Raw genomic sequence first — 18,243 nt, 5'->3', positions numbered from 1 at the left:
CCGCGCTCACCGTCGGGGCGCTCGCCGCCACCGCCCAGGCCGCGCCCGCCGCGCCGGCCGGCGGCGACCCGGCCCTCACCGACGTCTACATCTGGGCCACGGACGTCAACCTGCGCGACCGGCCGAACACCTCGTCCAACGTCCTCGCCGTCCGGTCGCGGTACTGGCTGGACGCGGTCTGCCAGACCCAGGGCGAGTACGTCGAGGACCCGGCCGTCGGCGGCAACAGCTGGTGGACGGCGGTGCAGGAGTTCGCCGGCAGCGACATCGCCTGGGTCAGCAACCTGTACCTCAGGGGCGGCGAGAAGATCGACGGCGTGCCCGACTGCTGACGGTCAGGGACGCGAGACCTCGTCCCGGAGCCGGCTCAGGCTGGTCTCCAGGGCGTCGTCCACCGCCGTACGGCCCGGATCGTGGCGGTCGTCGAAGAAGGACAGGTGGACGGTCACCTCGCTGCTCGCGTCGTCGATGCCCGCGACCTGGAGCCAGCCGGCGTAGGAGCCCTGGTCGCGGGTGCCCCACTCCAGCCGGAGCTGCTCGGGTCGGGCGCGCAGCAGCGCGGCGGTGTCCTCACCGGTGCGGTCCTCGCGGACGGTGACGGCGGGCGGGTCGTCGACGCGGACGTGCAGGTCGCGGGGGAGCCAGCCGTCCAGCCGCCCGGCGTCCGCGGCCCGCTCGAAGACCTCCCCCGCCGCGGCGGGCATGGTGCGGGAACGTTCGTACTCGGTCATCGCGGCACCGTTCCTCGGCTCGGGTGTCGTACGGGTCACCGCGTGCCCCGGTCGGCGGCGGCCGAAGCGTCCGCGGCGCTCGCCGCGCGGGGTGCGGCGGGCGGTGCCAGACTGGCGCGGAACGTGGACCGACCCGATCGCGACGAGGGGAGCCGAGGTGTCGGCGGAAGAGCCGGGCGACGTGCGGCTGCACGAGTTCCTCGCCGATCCGGAACACCTGACGATGGACCTGTCGACCGCGGTGGCGCGCTGCGCGAAGGCGCTGTGTCTCCAGCACGCCGTGGTGTACCTCGTCGACCTCCAGCAGCGCCACCTCGTGCCCCACACCGACGTGGCCAACTCGCTGCCGGTCGACGGGTCGCTGGCCGGCTGGGCCTACCGGACGCAGTCCCTGCGGGTGGAGGAGGCGGAGGGCGGCGGGGTCACCGCCTGGTATCCGCTGCTGGACGGCGCCGAGCGGCTCGGGGTGCTCGCCGTGAACCAGCCCGCGCTCACCGCGGGCGCGCTGACCCGGGGCCGGGCCCTGGCCTCGCTGCTCGCCATGATGATCACCTCGAAGCGGGCGTTCGAGGACTCCTTCGTCCGGCGTACCCGCACCGAGCGGATGCAGCTGCCCTCCGAGATGCTCCGGGCCTTCCTGCCGCCGCGCACCATCGGCGACGGCCAGGTGGTGTCGACGGCCGTCCTGGAACCGGCGTACGAGATCGGCGGCGACGCCTTCGACCACTCGCTGACCGAGACGACCCTGCACGTCGCGGTCCTGGACTCGATGGGGCACGATCTGGCCTCCGGGCTGACCAGCGCGGTGTCGCTGGCCGCCTGCCGCAACGCCCGGCGCACCGGCGCCGACCTGCCCGAGCTGGTGCGCTCCGTGGACGAGGCGCTCGCGCGGTGGCTGCCGGAGAAGTACTGCACCGCCGTCATCGCCCAGCTCGACCTGGCCACCGGGCTGCTGCGGTGGAGCAACTGCGGGCATCCGGCGCCGCTGCTGATCCGCGGCGAGCGGGTGCTGGTCGAGGCGCTGGAGCGGGATGCCGACCCGCCCATGGGACTGCCGTCCCAGTTCGCGGCCGGTCCGCGCCGGGTGCACGAGATGAGCCTGGAGCCCGGCGACCGGGTGCTGATGTACACCGACGGGATCACCGAGGCCCGTACCCGCGAGGCGAAGCTGATGGGTCTGGAGCGGTTCGGGGACTACGTCATCCGGGCCACGGCCGGCGGCGAGCTGGCGCCGGAGACGCTGCGCCGGCTGATCCACTCGATCCTGGACGCCCAGGCGGACCGGCTGCGCGACGACGCGACCCTGCTGATGTTCGAGTGGCGTCCCCGGACCGGCTGAACCCGGGCCGCGCCGCGACGCGCTCCCGTGTCGACGCCCGGCCGCCGGGTACCCGTGAGGTCACCCGGCGGCCGGGGGGACCGGCCGCGAACCGAGGTGCCGGGAAAAGCGACAGAGGGGACCGACGATGACGCAGCCCGCCGACGATCACGCTCTCGACCAGCGCGCCGGCGTGTCCGAACTCCGGGTGGCGGGACGGACGGTACCCGTCCCGCACAGCGGGGGGCACGGGGAGGAGGAGCTTCCCCTCGACCGCAACCAGGCGATCCTCCAGGCGGCCAAGCAGGTCGGATCGCTGCTGAAGAGGACCGGGCTGCCGTTCGCGCTGGCGGGCAGCGTCGCCGTCTACGCGCACGGCGGCACCCAGAACCTCCAGCACGACGTCGACTTCTGCATCCGGCCCGAGGACGCCGAGGCCGTCTCGGCAGCGCTGCGGGAGGCCGGGCTGAACGTGTACACGCCGCCCGAGGACTGGCTGCTGAAGGCCGACTGCCTCGGCCAGCAGGTCGACCTGATCTTCCGGCTGGCGCACCAGCCCGTCACCGCCGAGCTGCTGGGCCGCGCCGAGCGGCTGTCGGTGGACTCGGTGCTCATGCCGGTCCTCGCTCCGACGGACCTGCTGCGCAGCCTGCTGGCGGCGTTCTCCGAGCACCACTGTGACTTCGGGGCGGTCCTGCCGATCGCCCGCACCCTGCGGGAGAAGATCGACTGGGACCGGCTCCGCGGCGACTGCGGGAGCGACGCGATGCCCGCCGCCTTCTTCTTCATCCTGGAGCGCCTGGAGATCATCGAGCGCTCGGATATCACTTCTTCCCCGGAGGAGGAGCACCGATGAGCGACCCCGCCGCGTCCGGGCGGAGCACCGGCGCCGAGCAGAACGCCGAGCTGAACATCGAGTACCGCGTCGCCCACCTGCACGACCGGCTGGCCGCCGAGGAGCTGGGCGAGCTGGGGGTGCGGGCCGAGATCCGGGCCGGGGCGGTCGTCGTCACCGGCACGGTGCCCTCCGCGCAGTGCCGCGAGACCCTGTTGCGGGCCGTCGACGAGGAGCTGGCCGGGCTCACCGTGCACAGTGACATCGTGGTCGCCGAGACCGCCCGACCCGACCGTGCCGAGGAGCTGTGATGATCCGTGTCGCCGCCGTCGGGGACATCCACATGGGGCAGGACAGCCAGGGCCTGTTGCGGCCCGCCTTCGACACCCTGCCCGACTGTGCCGACCTGCTGCTGCTCGCCGGGGACCTGACCCGGCACGGCACGCCCGAGGAGATGCGGGTGGTGGCCCGCGAGGTGCGGGACCTGCCGGTGCCGGTGGTGGCCGTCCTCGGCAACCACGACCACCACGACGAGCGGCCGGAGGAGGTCACCGGGATTCTCCGCGAGGGCGGGGTCACGGTCCTGGAGGGCGAGGGAACGGTCGTGGAGTGCGCCGGCACACGGGTCGGCGTCGCCGGGACGAAGGGCTTCGGCGGCGGGTTCGTCGGGCGCAGCGCCGGGGAGTTCGGCGAGCCGGTCATGAAGGAGTTCGTCCGCACGACGCGGCACAGCGCGGACTCGCTGTGCGCGGCGCTGAAGGACCTGGACGGCCGGGACTGCGCGGCGCGGATCGCGCTGACGCACTTCTCCCCCGTCGCCGACACCCTGGCGGGCGAACCGCTGGAGATCTATCCGTTCCTCGGCAGCTATCTGCTGGCCGAGGCCATCGACACCGCGGGCGCCGACCTGGCGGTGCACGGGCACGCGCACGCCGGGTCGGAGCACGGCATGACGGCGGGCGGGGTGCGGGTGCGCAACGTCGCCCAGCCGGTGATCAAGCGGGCGTTCAACGTGTACCAGTTGCCCACCGGCTGACCACCGGTTGGCTGACCACCGGTTGACCTCCGGTCGACCACCGACCACCGACCACCGACCGCCCACCGCCCGACCGCCGGCTCACCGGCCCCGCCGGGACACGGCGTCCGGTGTCAGGGTGTCTCGGCGGTCGTCCGGCCGAGCGCCGCTGTCTCCGGTCCGAACGCCGCCACCTCGATCTCCTGGAAGCCCAGCCGGTCGTAGAAGGCGCGGGCGGAGGTGTTGGCCCGCGCCATGACGAGGTGGACCGCGGGCACGTCGCGGTCGCGCAGGGCCGCCAGGAAGGTGTGCATCAGAGTGCGGCCGTGGCCGCGGCCCTGCCACTCGGGCAGCAGGTCGATGTGGAGGTGGGCGGGGTGCCCGGCGAGTTCGGGGACGATCATCCGTTCCGGGTCGTGCAGCAGCCGGGCGATGGCCTCGTCCAGGGTGCCGGCGGACCCGGGCGCGGGCGGGTCCTGGGGCGCCGGGTAGCGGCCGGCGACGCGGGGCAGCCACTCGGCGCGGAAGCCGGCGGCGAAGCGCTCCGTGTCGGAGGTGCCGAGGATGTAGCCGACCGCCCGGCCCGCCCCGTCGTCGAGCACGAAGGTCAGCCCGGGTTCGAGATGGGCGTAGGGGGCGGCGAAGGTGGCGGTGAGGACGCCGGGGTCGGCGTAGTGCGGCCGGCTGTCGCGGCCGTTGTACCCGGTGCGGACGCAGATCTCGTCGAGCGCTCGGGCGTCCTCGGGACGGTACGGGCGTACGGTGGCGGTGGCAGTCGAGGTCACCGACGTATCGTCCCCTTCTGGGAGCGCTCCCACAAGGCTTTGGGCTTCAGTCGCGCGGACTCGGGTACCCGGCCTCGTCGGCGGGATCCAGCAGACGGGAGAACGGCATGGCCGAGGCCGCGGACCGGATCGCCCACCCGTGGGGCGACAGGACGCCGTACGGCCGGCACGGGACCTGGCCGGACCGGGTGGACGTGCAACTGGCCGACGGGGTGCGGCCGGAGGCGGTCGAGCGGTGGGTGGGATCGGCCTCGCTGCTGCACTCCGACGGCGACGCCATGGACATCGCGGTGGCCGGCGGCCGCATCGCCGGGGTGCGCGGCCGGGCGTCGGACCGGGTCAACCGGGGCAGGCTCGGACCGAAGGACCTGTTCGGCTGGCAGGCCAACTCCTCCCCCGACCGGCTGACCCGGCCGCTCGTGCGGCGCGGCGGGCAGCTGGAGGAGAGCGACTGGGACACCGCGATGGAGCTGGTGACGCGCCGTTCCCGGGAGTTGCTCGCCGAGCGGGGGCCGGGCTCGATCGGCTTCTACACCAGCGGGCAGCTCTTCCTGGAGGAGTACTACACCCTCGCCGTCCTCGCCCGCGCCGGCATCGGCACCCCGCACCTGGACGGCAACACCCGGCTCTGCACGGCGACCGCGGCGGAAGCGCTCAAGGAGAGCTTCGGCTGCGACGGCCAGCCCGGTTCCTACGACGACTTCGACCACGCCGACGTCATCGCGCTGTACGGGCACAACATGGCGGAGACGCAGCCCGTGCAGTGGATGCGGATACTGGACCGGCTCCAGGGCGCCGATCCGCCGCGGCTGGTGTGCGTCGACCCCCGGCCCACCCCGGTCGCCCGCGCGGCGGCCGTGCACCTCCCGCTGCGGGGCGGGACCAACCTCGCGCTGCTCAACGCGCTGCTGCACGAGACGATCCGGCACGACCGGGTCGACCACGCCTACGTCGCCGCGCACACCGTCGGCTGGGACGAACTGGCCGCCCGCGTCGCCGATTGCACGCCCAAGTGGGCCGAGGACATCTGTGACGTGCCCGCCGCCCGGATCGAGGAGGCGGCCGAACTGATCGGCACCGCCGACGCGCTGGTCTCCACGGTGCTGCAGGGCGTCTACCAGTCCCACCAGGCGACCGCCGCCGCGGTACAGGTGAACAACCTGCACCTGATCCGCGGGATGCTGGGCCGTCCGGGCGCCGGTGTGCTCCAGATGAACGGCCAGCCCACCGCCCAGAACACCCGGGAGTGCGGCGCCGACGGCGACCTGCCCGGCTTCCGCAACTGGCAGAACGACGCCCATGTCGCCGAACTGGCCGCGCTGTGGAACGTCGAGCCGTCCACGATTGCGCACCACACGCCGCCCACGCACGCGATGCAGATCTTCCGCTACGCCGAGCAGGGCTCGATCGGGATGCTGTGGATCAGCGGCACCAACCCGGCCGTCTCCCTGCCCGAACTGGCCCGGGTGCGTGAGGTGCTGTCGCAGGAACGGCTCTTCACGGTCGTCCAGGACCTGTTCCTGACCGAGACGGCCCGGTTCGCGGACGTGGTGCTGCCGGCCGCGACCTGGGGCGAGAAGACCGGCACCTTCACCAACGCCGACCGCACGGTGCACCTGTCCGACAAGGCGGTCGACCCGCCCGGCGAGGCCCGCTCCGACCTCGGCATCTTCCTCGACTACGCGCGCCGCATGGACTTCCGCGACAAGGACGGCGGTCCGCTGATCGGCTGGCGCGGCCCCGAGGAGGCGTTCGAGGCGTGGCAGCGGTGCAGCGCGGGCCGCCCCTGCGACTACACCGGGCTCTCCTACGGCCTGCTGCGCTCGCGCGGCGGCGTGCAGTGGCCGTGCGACGACGCCGCGCCCGAGGGCACCCCCCGGCTGTACACCGAGCACGTCGACTGGGCCCACCCGGACGTGTGCGAGAGCTACGGCAAGGACCTGGTGACCGGAGCCGCCGTCGACGTGGTCGAGTACCGGTCGCTCAACCCCGACGGCAAGGCGGTGCTGAAGGCCGCCGGATATCTGCCGCCGCCCGAGGAACCGGACGAGGACCGTCCGTTCCGGCTCACCACGGGCCGGACGGTCTACCACTTCCACACCCGCACCAAGACCGGGCGGGCGCCCCGGCTGAACGACGCCGCCCCCGACGTGTGGGTGGAGGCGTCGGCCGCGGACGCGGGGCGGCTCGGCATCGCCGAGGGCGACCTGGTCGACGTCACCACCGCGCGCGGCGCGCTGCGCGGCCGGCTGCGGGTGACGGACATCCGGCCGGGCACGCTCTTCGTCCCGTTCCACTACGGCTACTGGGACACCCCCGAGGGGTCCGGTCCCGCGCCGGGCGGCCCCGGGCGGGCCGCCAACGAGACGACGGCCACGGACTGGGACCCGGTCTCCAAGCAGCCGTTGTTCAAGACCGCCGCGGCCGCCCTCACGCCGGTGGCCCGGGGCGACGGCACCCCGGCCCCCGCGCCGACGGTGACCGCCTCCGCTCCGTACGAGCGGCTCGACGGCCGGGGAGGCGCCGCGTGATCGGGATCGCGTTGACCGTGCACGTCCTGCACCGGGGTGAGTGGCGGCTGGCCCACGACCTGATGGCCGCCGCCGACCGCCACCGGGCCGAGCACGAGGTGCGGCACGTCGCGCACGACCTGGCCCGGTGGTCCCACGAGCACGTCCAGCGACTTGCGGCGGTGGGCGCCGAGTACGGCATCGACCTCGACGGCCCGGCGGGCGAGGACGCGGACGGCGTCCTCGCCGCGCTCCGCCGGGAGACGGCCGGGGCACCGGGCCAGAACCCGGACCCCGGTCTGCTGCTCCTGCGCGACCTGCGGGAACTGCACCTGGCGGCCGCGGAGAACTCCCTGCACTGGGAGATGCTCGCGCAGGCCGCCCAGGCGGCGAGGGACAGCGCGCTGCTGTCCGTGGTGTCGGACTGCCATCCGCGGACCCTGCGTCAGATGCGCTGGACCAACACCATGATCAAGAACCTGTCGCCGCAGATCCTGACCGCCCTCTGACGCCCCGCCTGTCTGACGCTTCGTCAGTCCACGGCGGTCTGGACGTACGGTACGACCCGGACCGGGCCCACCAGGCCGTGGTCCTGCCGGGCCGTCGTCCCGAACACCTCGGGGCGGGCCACCCGGAGGCGGTTGAGCAGCGGTGTGGCGACCTCGATCTCGATGACGTTCTTGCCGCGCCGCAGGTGGGGGCCGATGTCGGCGACGGGCCGCAGCCGGTCCACCGGCGCCGTGCGGGTGCCGTTGACGGTGACCCGGAAGGTGTCACTGACCTGGCCCAGCTCCAGGTAGGCGCCGTGCGCGGCGCTCCAGTCCGAGGGCAGGGTGACGGTGGTGCGGTAGCGGCCGACACCGGCGGAGTCGGCCAGTTCCGTGATCTGCGACCAGGGCAGCAGGGTGTCGAGCGCGACCGTGCGGCGCACCTTCTCGGTGCGGGTCGCGGAGGAGCCGGGCAGCCAGTCCTCCACCTCCAGGGTCCAGTGCGCCGGGGTGATCGGCGCGGGCACCTCCCGGACCTTGGTGGTGACCGGACGCCCCCGGGACAGGCGGGTGGTGAAGGTGCCGGGCCGGGTGGTGCGTACGGCGAGGCCCTTGCCGGTGAACAGCGCCTCGTCGGCGTCGGTGGCGGTGACGTACGGGCTGTCACCGTGCCGGTCCCCGAACAGGCCGGGGCGGCCCAGCGCGACGACGAGTGTCTGGCCCGGCTGGAGGGTGACGCGCAGGGTGACCTCGTCGCCGTCCGCGGTGTAGCGGGCGAGCCGTACCGCCTCGCCGGTCCACGGGTCGAGCAGGTACGGCACGAAGGTCCCGCGCCGGGTGCGGCGCAGGGTGACGTCGTGGTCGATCGCGGCGACCGGCGGCTTGACGGTCTCGGCGTGCTTGCCGTTGACGAGGTAGTAGAAGTCCGCGTCGTCGGTGACCCGGTGGGCGTTGAGGAGCGTGGAGGAGGCGGCGTGCCGGACGTCGGGGGTGACGCCGAGGGCGGTGAGGGCGTCGCCGACGGCGGTCTTGTCGGTGACGCGGGTGACGTGCGGCAGGGCGAGCAGCCGGGCCAGGACGTCCCGCAGTTCCTCGGACTCGCCGGTCGCGGGCACACCCGGGGTCACCGCCTGGTCGAAGGCGCCGAGCAGCACGACCGGCAGGCCCTTCCTCGCCAGGGCGAGCAGTTTGCGGGCGTCGGCGACGGCGAGGCTCGGGGTGGAGGAGTAGAAGAAGTCACCCTCGACGAACAGGGCCTTGTAGGCGGGTCCGTCGGGGGCGAGGCGGCCGCCGCGGACGGTGGCGGCGGGCAGGTCGAGCAGCGGTCCGCTCAGGAACTGGTGGGTCCAGCCGAGCGGTACGCCGGTGGAGGTGAGCCAGGACGCGCCGATGCCGGTGGCGGTGTAGCCGGTCTGCCGGAAGACGGCGACGTCGGCGCGGGCGACGCCGGACTGGAGCACGCGGTGCACCCGGCCCAGGTAGCCCGCGATGTCCGGCAGGTGGCCCCAGGTCGGCTGGCGCGGGCCCCACGACTCGCCGTAGCCGGGCGCCCCGTTGTAGGGGCTGAACGCGGCGAAGCCGGGCCAGGCCGCGCCGGGGACGGTGGCGTAGGAGAAGCCGTGCACGACGGTCTGGTTGACACCGGCCGCGTAGGCGCCGCCCATCGTCCGCAGGAACCGGTCCCACGTGGTGCTGTACGCCGACCCGTTGTAGGCGCCCGCCTCGCAGGAGAGCACGGTGTGGCCGGCCAGGTCCCGGCCGCCGGCCAGGCAGCGGTAGTCGTCGAGGTTCTTGAAGCCGAGCGACTCGCCCTCGGCGATGTCGAGGATCGCGGCGGTGGCGATGGCGTCGGTCTGCAGACCGTAGGGCTGGGCGCGCAGCCGCATGCCCAGGGAGTGCGCCCAGTCGCGCAGGGCGGTGACGTGGTGGCGGTTGAAGAGCCGGGAGACGGTCTCCCAGAAGTCGTGCCGTATCTGCCGGGTCTCCTCCGCGCCGAACGCGAACACCTGGTTGCTGTCGTCGAGGACCAGCGCGGGCAGGTACGGCAGCAGCGGACGGCCGTGGTCCTTCGCGAACGCCTCGGGGAGCTTCGGCGTCCAGACCAGTCCGTCGGTCTCCAGTTCGACGGAGTCCTCGAAGAACGCGCCGCCCGCGGCCTTCAGCAGCTTGCGCACGGCGGGCGTCAGCAGGTTCCGCTCCCAGTACGCCGTCACCGCCTCCGTACCGGCGGCACTGAAGTGGTCGACGACGTACGCGGCGGGCGCGGAGTGCGGGCCGGACTCGGGCTGCTGGCCCGAGCCGCGCTGCCAGTACGAGACGAGCACCCACTCGCCGTCGTCGGGAGCGGTCCAGGTCAGTTCGCCGCCGGTCACCGTCGCCGTGAGGTCCTGGACGGAGGCGAGGTCGAGGCCGGTCTCCTTGCGGGTGGAGTTGGCCGTGTTCACGCGGGCCGCCTGGACGGCGAGCAGGGTCTGCTTCGTGACGCCGGAGGCCGCCTCGTGCACGGGCGCCGGGACCGGGCCCCGGTAGGTGGTGCCGGCGACCACCGCTGTCCGGCCGTGGGCGAGTTCCTGTACGGCGGCCTCGTCGTCGGGGGTGACGCCGGGGACGGCGGCCGGCCAGCTCGGGCCGAGGGTGAGGTCGACGGTGAGTCCGCGTCTGACGGCCCGGCGCAGGGCCGCCTCGACGCCGTCCCGCCAGGATCTGCCTCCCCACCCGCGGTGGGCGGTGTCCAGGACCGACTTGTCGGCGAGGCTGTGGTGGACGGCGGCGATCTCCACGCCGCCGAAACCGGCGTCCGCGATCTGGTCGATCTCGCGGGCGATCTCGTCGGCGTCCACCAGGCCGTCCGGCCACCACCAGCGGAACTTCGGGCGCACGGAGCGTGCGGGGTCGGCGAACCAGGAGGCGCCGGGGGCCGGCCGGCTCGCCGAGGCGGGGACGGCGGTCGCGGGGAGGGCGGCGGCGGGGGCTCCGGTGGCACCGACGGCCGCGGCGACGCCGGTGCCGAGACCGGCGGCCAGGACGAGGCGGCGTGGCATCGCGGTGCGCGGCGTGGTGTGTTCGTGCATGAGTGCGTCCCTCGGCTCATGGGGAAGGGCGGAACAGACGGTGTATGAATCGTTTCAATCCGGTACCAGTGCGGGAACGCTAAATGGCCGGTTCCGGGCGGGTCAAGATCCGTGCGGTGGGTTCTCGCGGCGCCGCGCCGATTTCCGCCCCGCCGCGCCGGGGCGGCGCCGATTGGCCCGGACCGGGCGGGGAACCCGACGACGGCCGATGGGGCACCACAGATCTGGAGCACACCATGAGTCTTCTGCGCCTGGCCGGCCGTCCGATGCTGGCCTCGATGTTCGTCGCCGGCGGCCTGCACTCCTTCCGCAGTCCCAAGGACGTGGCACCGGCGGCCGAGTCCGTCGTACGGCCCGTCTCGGACCGCGTGGGCGCGGTGCCCGACAGCACCGAGCAGGCGGTGCGGCTCAACGGGGCGGTGCAGGTCGCGGGCGGTGTGATGCTGGGCCTCGGACGCTGCCCCCGGCTCGCGGCGCTGGCCCTGGCGGCGACGCTGGTGCCGACGACGCTCGCGGCGCACCGCTACTGGGAGGAGGACGACCCGTCCGTCCGCGCCCAGCAGCGCATCCACTTCTTCAAGAATCTCTCCATGCTGGGCGGCCTGCTGGTCGCGGCCGACGACACGGGCGGCGCGCCGTCGCTGCTGTGGCGCGGGCGGCACGCGGCGCGGGGGCTGAAGCACGACGCGCAGTTGGTGCAGCGGTCGGTGCGCGCCACGGGGGGTCCCGCCGCGGCGGCGGGGAACGTGCTGGGGAAGGTGGGGCGGCACTGAGGCCGGCCGGCGTGCGGTCGACGACCGCGTCGGCGTCGGCCGGGCCCGGCGCCGGCGCCGGGTCAGTGCGGGAACGGCCGGTCCTCCGGGGCGTGCAGCAGGTCGAGGGTGAGGGCCGCGGTCCAGGAGAAGCGGCGGGCGCCGTGCGGGGTGCCGGTCAGAGGGTCCACGTACTCGGCGAAGTGTGAGCGGCCGGCCTCCGCGAGGAAGCCGTGGCGCAGGTGTTCGGCGTCCGCGTGGAGGGCGTGGGTGCGCAGCCCTCGGTGGATCAGCCAGGCCGTGTTGAACCAGGCCGGGCCGCGCCAGTAGCGCTGCGGGTCGAAGGCGTGTCCGGTGAGGTCGTAGCTGGGGACCAGCCGGGTGCCGGGTGCGGCGAAACCGGGTCCGGCCAGCGTGCGGCGCAGGGCACGGACCACGGCGGGCGGCAGGCCCGGGACGATCAGCGGGACCAGGCCGGTGACCGCGCGTTCGCCGACCGGCGTGCCGGTGGAGCCTGTGGAGCCGGTGGAGCCGGTGGAGCCGGTACCGAGGTCGCGGGCCCGGAAGAGGCCCGCGTCGGCGTCCCAGAGGCGGGTGACCAGGCTCCGGGTGAGGGCTTCGGCGCGCGCGAGGTGCCGGGTGTCGTCGCGGCCGAGGGTGCGGGCGGCTGCGGCGAGCGCGTGCTCGCCGACGGCCAGCAGCGCGTTGAAGCAGGGGTCCTCGACGGCGAAGGCGTGCCGGGCGGCGCGGTCGTCGTAACCGGCCGTGCGGTAGTCGCCCGCGAGGCGGACGTACCGGCCGTAGTCGAGATCGGTGGGCCGGTCGTGAGGGTGGCCGTGGGCGAGATCGGCCCGGCGGAAGGTTTCCGCCGGGGCGGGTTCGATCCGGCCGAGAGCGGCGTCCCAGCAGGGGCTGTTGTCGGTGCCGGGCTCCCACGGGTGGACGGCCGCCGCGAGGCCCCCGCCGCCGAGGTCGCGGCGGGTGAGGAGGTAGTCGTGCCAGGCGGTGAGCCGTGGGTAGGCGCGGGCGAGGAAGCCGCGGCGGCGGGACTCCGCCGGGTCCGCGCGGTGGACCAGCCAGGCGGCCAGGGCGTGCACCGGTGGCTGGACGATGCCCGAGGTCTCCGGCGCGGCGGGGGCGCCGGCGGCCCGGCCGGCGGCGGACGAGCGCCAGAAGTCCGGGCTCGGGAAGTAGGCGTCCGCGGGCACGGCGGGGTTGAACACGATGTGCGGGATTCGGCCGTCGGCCCACTGCGCGGCGAACAGCGACTCCAGTTCCCGCTGGGCGCGGTGGGCCGAGAGATGGCGCAGCCCGATCGCGACGAAGGCGGAGTCCCAGCTCCACTGGTGCGGATAGAGGGTGCGGGAGGGGACGGTGGAGGCCCCGGTCCAGTTGTCGGCGAGGACCCGCGCGGCGGCGCGGCGCAGGGTACGGGCCGCGGGGCCGGTGGCGGGACGGCCGACGGTCTCCGCGGGCGAGGGGCCGGTGTACAGGGCGACGCGTTCCACGGACGGCTCCGGAGCGGTGCGGGTGGGCGTACGGTTACGCCGACGATATCCCCAGCTTATGTATGCGTAACACGCAGAACCAGGGGTGTGGTGCGCGAAAATCAGTCGTAAGCGGGGCTCTGTGCGGGCGGCATCGGATACGTCGGATACGGGCTTCAGTGGGCTGACCCATCCGAAGGGGACGACCGGGGTGCCGGTGAGGTGGGCCGGGGCGGCGTCCGGCCTCGGACCGGCCGCAGGTGTCGGGTCGGAACGTCTGACCGACCGTCGGCACCCGGCCCAGCCGGATCTCCTATCCGTCGGCGGCACCCTGCGGGACCTCCGCCCCACCGTCGGCACCCGGCCGGACCTCGGGCCGGCCGTCCGTGTGCGGGTGGCCGTCCACGCGTAGGTGGCCGTTCACGCGTGGGTGGGTGGTCGTGGGTGGGGGCAAGGGGGTCGGAGGTGGGGTGAGGGTGTGGGACAGGCCGGCCTGCCAGGTCGTCCTCGGCATCCAGCCGAAGATCTCGCGGGCGAAACCGGTGACCGGGCGGGGGTACGCCGGGTCGTCCGGCGCGCGGCCGGTGAAGGCGAGCGGGGCCCGGGAACCGGTCAGTTCGATCACCCGGCGCGCGATCTCCGCCTCCGTCGGCGTCTCGTCGCCGCCGATGTCCACGGGCCGTACGGACCGCCCTGCGGCGACCAGCAGCACACCGTCGACCATGTCGTCGACATGGCACAGGGAGTGCCGGCGCGTGCCGTCCCCGGCGACGGTGACGGGCCCGCCCGCGAGCGCCTGCTCGACGAAGACGCCCGGCACCCCCGTGTCCGTCCGCATCCGGGGCCCGCAGGCGGTGAACAGCCGGACGATGCCGGCGTTGGCCCCGGGCTCGCCCGCCCGCGCGGCGACCAGCGCCTCGGCGAAGCGGACCGCCTCGGCGTACGCGGCGTGCGGGCCGAAGGGGTCGACACCGCCGTCCGGCTCCGGCCCGGAGGCCAGCAGGAACCGCGCGCCGTCCCGGCCCGCGACGGCCAGCGCCGCACGGGTGCCCGCGCCTGCCGCGTCGAGGAGTTCCAGCGGCCGGTCGGGGCGGACCGCCCGGCAGCCGGGTCCGGCGAGGTGCAGTACGAGGCCGTAGGGGGCGGGGAGGGTCTCGGGGAGCCCGGGGTCCGCGACGTCCCGTTCCAGGAACCGGAAGCCGGGGCGGCCCGCCAGGTGGGCCACGTTGCCGGCTCTACCGGTGGAGAGGTCGTCCAGGCAGTCGACCACGACACCCGCGTCCAGCAGCCGGGTGCACAGGTGCGAGCCGAGGAAGCCCGCACCGCCGGTCACCAGGGCGCGGTCCCAGGGGGCCCGGCCCTCGGTCTTCATGGCGAACGCCGCCATCGGCATCATGGGACGACCTTCCTTCCCCTGCACGCCCCCCTCGACGACGCTGACGAGCGCGCCCCGGGTGCCCCGCCGGACCGCGTTCATGCCACGGGACCGTCCGGGTGGGGCGGCGGGCCGACGGCGGGGCGTGACCTGGCTGTGATCAACCGCACTCACCGTGCCGAACGGCTGGTGGGAGGCGGTTTCCGCACCCGGTGACCAGCCCTTTCCGGCCCTCGCGGCAGTGACTCACCGGTCCCCTCTGTCACCATGGTCGGCGCCGTACTCCGGCCTTGTGGAGCGGCCGTGCAGTGCAGCCGGCGACCTCGCTCCGGTCCCTTCCCCGTCCGGGTCCCCGCCCGGCCTTCCGCGAGTGACGCAACGTGCCTTCCTCCCCCGCTCCGGCCGCGCAGGCCGACGCCTCGTCCCCTGCCCCCACGCACTCCCCGTGGCGCTCCCTCCGGTACCGCAGCATGCGCTGGTGGTCCGTGGCGAACTTCGTCTCGAACGCCGGTACGTGGATGCAGCTCACGGTGCAGAACCTGCTGGTCCTGCAGATCACCGGGTCCGCCGCCGCGACCGGTCTGTCCATGTCGGTGCAGGCCGCGCCCGCCCTGCTCATCAGCGTCTTCGGCGGCGCCGCCGTCGACCGCTGGCCGCGCCGGCTGACGGCGGCCGTCAGCCAGGCGCTGCTCGGCGCCGTCGCCTTCACGACGGCCGTCCTCGTGGCGCTGGACCGCCTCGACATGACGTCCCTGATGGTGCTGGCCGCGGTGACCGGCGTCATCGCCACCGTCGACGGCCCGGCCTGCTCCCTGCTGGGCAACGACCTCGTGCCGGCGGAGGACGTGCCGTCGGCGATCGGGGTGGGTGCCCTGGTGCACCAGGCGGGCCGGCTCACCGGCGCCGCGCTGGCCGGGGTGGCCGTCGGCCTCCTCGGCACGGCCGCCGCGTACGCCGCCAACGGGGTGTCGTTCCTCTTCGTGGCCGCCGTCATCCCGTTCCTGCGCCCGGTACGGGGAGCGGCGCGGGCCGTCGCCGGGGCCGCTCCGGCCGAGAAGGCACCGGACACGATGAGCGTGCGGGAGGGGCTGACCTTCTTCGCGCGGCGGCCCCGGCTGCTGGCGCTGGCCGGGATCACCGGGCTCAGCGCGGTGTTCGGCCGGAACTACCAGCTGACCCTGGCCGTGCTCGTCACCGGGCCGCTCGCGGGCGGCGCCGGAGCGTTCGGCACGGTCTCCACCGTCCTCGCGGTCGGCGGCATCGTCGGCGCGGTCGTGGCCGCCCGGCTGCGGCGGCCCTCGGTGCGGCTGGTGGGGCTGCTGGCCGCGGCCGGCGGACTGCTCCAGGTCGTGGCGGGGCTGTCCCCGTCGATGGCGGTGCTGCTGGTGATGGTGCTGCCGATGGCGGTGGTGGAGTCCGTCTCCGACACGGCCGGCACGGCGGTCCTGCAGACCGACCCGCCCGCCCACATGCGGGGCCGGGTGCTCGGCGTGTGGGGCAGCGTCGGCACGGTGTGGAGCCTCGGCGGGCCGCCGGCCCTCGGCCTGCTGATGGAACTGGCCGGAGCGCGCGGCGCCCTGGTGACAGGCGGTCTGCTGATCGCCGGGACGATCGGGGCGGGGCACGTACTGCGCCGCCGCCGCGCCGTGACGCCCGTGCCCGTACGGACCGCGGCCACCGACCTCCCGGCCACCCTCACCTCGGCGGCCTGACCCACCGGTCACCCTCGACCGGGCGGCCTGACCACCCGGCTCCTCGGGAGAACCGGTCTCGGGCCGGTCCCGCCGCGTCGATTCCGCCGCGTCGGTTCCGTCCCGGGCGGGCACCCGGAGTCTCCGCCCGGATGCGATATTGGGCGCTTGTCGATCACCGGAGCCGGGCCGGCTCCACGCGGAGCCCGTCCGCTCCCGAGCCGGAGGAGAACCCGCTGAGCAACGCCGTCGTCTCCGAAGCCGTCCCGGTCGTCCTGCTGCTGGGCGTCCTGGTCCTCGCCGTCGTCCGTCCCCGGGGGCTGCCGGAGGCCGCGGCCGCCGTGCCCGCCGCCGCCCTGGCCGTGGCGCTGGGCACGGTCACCCCGGACGCCGCCCGGGAGCAGGTGCGCAGCCTGCTGCCGGTCGTCGGGTTCCTCGCGCTGATCCTCGTACTGGCGCACCTGTGTGCCCGCGACGGGCTGTTCGAGGCGGCCGGCGCGCTCGTCGCCCGCCGGTACGGGGGCAGCCCGCGGCGGCTGCTCGGCGGCGTGTTCGCGCTGGCCTGCGCGGTCACCGCCGTCCTCAGCCTGGACGCCACCGTCGTCCTGCTCACCCCCGTGGTCCTCGCCACCGCCGCGCGGGCCGGTGCCCTGGCGCGTCCGCACGTGTACGCCACCGCCCACCTGGCCAACTCGGCGTCGCTGCTGCTTCCGGTCTCCAACCTCACCAACCTGCTGGCGTTCACCGCGAGCGGGCTCTCCTTCACCCGGTTCGCCGCGCTGATGGCCCTGCCGTGGCTGGCCTCGATCGCCGTCGAGTACGCGGTCTTCCGCCGTTTCTTCCGCACCGACCTCGCCACCCGTGAGCAGCCCGGGGAGCCGGCGGAGACGGGGGAGTCCGAGGGGGCTGCCGCTGCGGCGTCCGCCGTTCCCCGTTTCACGCTCGTCGTGCTCGGACTGACGCTGGCCGGGTTCGTCGTCACCTCGCCGTTCGGCGTCGAACCGGCGTGGGCCGCGCTCGGCGGTGTCCTGCTGCTCGGCGGCCGGGCCCTGATACGCCGGCGGGCGGGCGTCCGGGAGCTGGTCGGGGCCGCGTCCCCGCTGTTCTGCCTGTTCGTCCTGGCGCTCGGCGTAGTCGTACAGGGCGTGGTGGCGGGCGGGCTGGCCGACGGGCTGGCCCGGGTGCTGCCCTCCGGCGACGCGCTCCCGGCGCTGCTCGGGGTGGCGGCGGTCTCCGCGGTGCTGGCCAACCTCATCAACAACCTGCCGGCCGTCCTGGCCCTGATCCCGCTCGCGGCGCCGGCCGGCCCCGGGCCCGTCCTCGCGGTGCTGATCGGCGTCAACCTCGGGCCGAACCTGACCTACGTCGGCTCGCTCGCCACCCTGCTGTGGCGGCGCATCCTCCAGCAGCACGGGGTGGCGGCGGACCTGGGCCGGTTCACCCGGCTCGGCCTGATCGCCGTACCGGCCACGCTGCTGGCCGCCACGGTGGCCCTGTGGGCGTCCCTCACCGTCATCGGCACCTGAGCGCCGCGCTCACCACGGCGTGCTGGGCAGTACGGGCCGCCGTACCGCCTCCGCCGCGTCCCGCAGGTGCAGCGCCACCGTGATCAGCGCGCGCAGCGCCGACGGGCGGAGGTTCTGGGCACTCTCGGCGGCCAGGACCAGCAGGCAGCCCGCCGCCTGTTCGACCACGGTGACCGGGATCTCGAAGTCGTCGTCGTCGGCGCCGCGGAAGGTGCGCCACGGCGCGGCGGCACCGTCGATGGCCCGCCGCACGGCGTGTTCGAGGTGCAGCGCGGCCTGCTCGCACACGGGCGGCGGCAGGATGATCGTGCGGGGGAAGGCTGAACTGGTCATGGTCCCACTGGTCCCCCGTCCGAGGCCCGTTCGATCGGCGTGGGCGGCGCATTTCACCGGGTCGGCGGGACGGTCGCCGCACTCCTAGGCTGGGAGACGTGAATGCCGCCGCCTCCCCCGCACCACAGGACGACGACGCCGCCTCCTCCCCCGCGCCGCCGGACGGCGAGAGCCCCGGGGCCGCCGCCGCCCGGCTGACCGGGCGGGCGGTGACGGACGAGCGGTGGCTGTCCGCCGGGCTCGTCGAGGCCGTCCTCGACGGCGGGCCGTCCGTGGTGGTCAAGCGCGGCGGCGCCGAACGGGCGGTCCGCGCCGAGGCGGCGGGC

General features: G+C 74.8%; 16 protein-coding genes and 1 pseudogene. 11 read left to right on the top strand and 6 right to left on the bottom strand.

Annotation, left to right across the window (positions count from 1 at the left end; all coding sequences use genetic code 11):
* On the top strand, positions 1-332 hold a 332-nt coding region (locus UW392_RS42815; protein ID WP_320780704.1), incomplete at its 5' end, for a peptidase M23.
* 3 nt (positions 333-335) lie between these two features.
* Here UW392_RS42815 and UW392_RS42810 read toward each other — a convergent pair.
* Positions 336-731 carry an SRPBCC family protein gene (locus UW392_RS42810; RefSeq protein ID WP_320780703.1) on the bottom strand — a complete coding sequence of 132 codons (396 nt, stop codon included), beginning with the start codon at positions 729-731 and terminating at the stop codon, positions 336-338.
* 223 nt (positions 732-954) lie between these two features.
* Here UW392_RS42810 and UW392_RS42805 point away from each other — a divergent pair, with 223 nt between their 5' ends.
* From UW392_RS42805 to UW392_RS42790, 4 genes are all read left to right on the top strand, one after another.
* On the top strand, positions 955-2,070 hold the full coding sequence (locus UW392_RS42805) for a PP2C family protein-serine/threonine phosphatase (protein ID WP_414497211.1): 1,116 nt from the start codon (positions 955-957) through the stop codon (positions 2,068-2,070).
* 127 nt (positions 2,071-2,197) lie between these two features.
* Positions 2,198-2,905, top strand: a complete 708-nt coding sequence (locus UW392_RS42800; RefSeq protein WP_320780701.1) for a nucleotidyltransferase family protein — start codon at positions 2,198-2,200, stop codon at positions 2,903-2,905.
* The gene (locus UW392_RS42795; protein WP_320780700.1) at positions 2,902-3,195 is read left to right on the top strand and encodes a BON domain-containing protein; all 294 of its coding nucleotides are present in this window, start codon (positions 2,902-2,904) and stop codon (positions 3,193-3,195) included. The genes UW392_RS42800 and UW392_RS42795 overlap by 4 nt, the downstream gene beginning before the upstream one ends.
* Positions 3,195-3,920, top strand: a complete 726-nt coding sequence (locus UW392_RS42790; protein WP_320780699.1) for a metallophosphoesterase family protein — start codon at positions 3,195-3,197, stop codon at positions 3,918-3,920. Before UW392_RS42795 ends, UW392_RS42790 begins: the two co-directional genes overlap by 1 nt.
* Positions 3,921-4,033: 113 nt before the next feature.
* On the opposite strand, the gene UW392_RS42785 is transcribed toward UW392_RS42790, so the two are convergent.
* Entirely contained in the window at positions 4,034-4,717 is a 684-nt protein-coding gene (locus tag UW392_RS42785) for a GNAT family N-acetyltransferase (RefSeq protein ID WP_320780698.1), read from the bottom strand.
* Positions 4,718-4,791: 74 nt separating this feature from the next.
* On the opposite strand from UW392_RS42785, the gene UW392_RS42780 reads away from it, so the two are divergent.
* Both UW392_RS42780 and UW392_RS42775 read left to right on the top strand, forming a co-directional pair.
* Positions 4,792-7,215, top strand: coding sequence for a nitrate reductase (locus UW392_RS42780; protein WP_320780697.1), 2,424 nt, complete (start codon positions 4,792-4,794; stop codon positions 7,213-7,215).
* The gene (locus tag UW392_RS42775; RefSeq protein WP_320780696.1) at positions 7,212-7,703 is read left to right on the top strand and encodes a hypothetical protein; all 492 of its coding nucleotides are present in this window, start codon (positions 7,212-7,214) and stop codon (positions 7,701-7,703) included. Before UW392_RS42780 ends, UW392_RS42775 begins: the two co-directional genes overlap by 4 nt.
* A gap of 23 nt (positions 7,704-7,726) precedes the next feature.
* Here UW392_RS42775 and UW392_RS42770 read toward each other — a convergent pair whose 3' ends face one another.
* Entirely contained in the window at positions 7,727-10,753 is a 3,027-nt protein-coding gene (locus UW392_RS42770; RefSeq protein ID WP_320780695.1) for a glycosyl hydrolase, read from the bottom strand.
* 236 nt (positions 10,754-10,989) lie between these two features.
* Between UW392_RS42770 and UW392_RS42765 the strand changes: the two genes are divergently transcribed.
* Positions 10,990-11,526 carry a DoxX family protein gene (locus tag UW392_RS42765; RefSeq protein ID WP_320780694.1) on the top strand — a complete coding sequence of 179 codons (537 nt, stop codon included), beginning with the start codon at positions 10,990-10,992 and terminating at the stop codon, positions 11,524-11,526.
* Between the two features lie 62 nt (positions 11,527-11,588).
* Here UW392_RS42765 and UW392_RS42760 read toward each other — a convergent pair whose 3' ends face one another.
* Positions 11,589-13,013: an MGH1-like glycoside hydrolase domain-containing protein gene (locus tag UW392_RS42760; protein WP_414497204.1), complete on the bottom strand. Its 1,425-nt coding sequence runs from the start codon at positions 13,011-13,013 to the stop codon at positions 11,589-11,591.
* 292 nt (positions 13,014-13,305) lie between these two features.
* Positions 13,306-14,388, bottom strand: coding sequence for an NAD-dependent epimerase/dehydratase family protein (locus UW392_RS42755; protein WP_320780705.1), 1,083 nt, complete (start codon positions 14,386-14,388; stop codon positions 13,306-13,308).
* Positions 14,389-14,837: 449 nt separating this feature from the next.
* Here UW392_RS42755 and UW392_RS42750 point away from each other — a divergent pair, with 449 nt between their 5' ends.
* Positions 14,838-16,079 carry an MFS transporter gene (locus UW392_RS42750; protein WP_320780693.1) on the top strand — a complete coding sequence of 414 codons (1,242 nt, stop codon included), beginning with the start codon at positions 14,838-14,840 and terminating at the stop codon, positions 16,077-16,079.
* Positions 16,080-16,210: 131 nt separating this feature from the next.
* Entirely contained in the window at positions 16,211-17,584 is a 1,374-nt protein-coding gene (locus UW392_RS42745) for an SLC13 family permease (protein WP_320780692.1), read from the top strand.
* 9 nt (positions 17,585-17,593) lie between these two features.
* Here the strand turns inward: UW392_RS42745 and UW392_RS42740 are convergent, their stop codons facing one another.
* A complete protein-coding gene (locus UW392_RS42740) occupies positions 17,594-17,917 on the bottom strand; it encodes a hypothetical protein (protein WP_320780691.1) in 324 nt (107 codons plus the stop codon).
* A gap of 98 nt (positions 17,918-18,015) precedes the next feature.
* Between UW392_RS42740 and UW392_RS42735 the strand changes: the two are divergent.
* Positions 18,016-18,243, top strand: a pseudogene (locus UW392_RS42735) (fructosamine kinase); the annotation flags it as partial.

This window comes from Streptomyces sp. CRN 30, assembly GCF_034105845.1.
The sequence above is the reverse complement of the archived record's forward strand: the minus strand, read 5'-3'. Positions and strand labels throughout refer to the sequence as shown.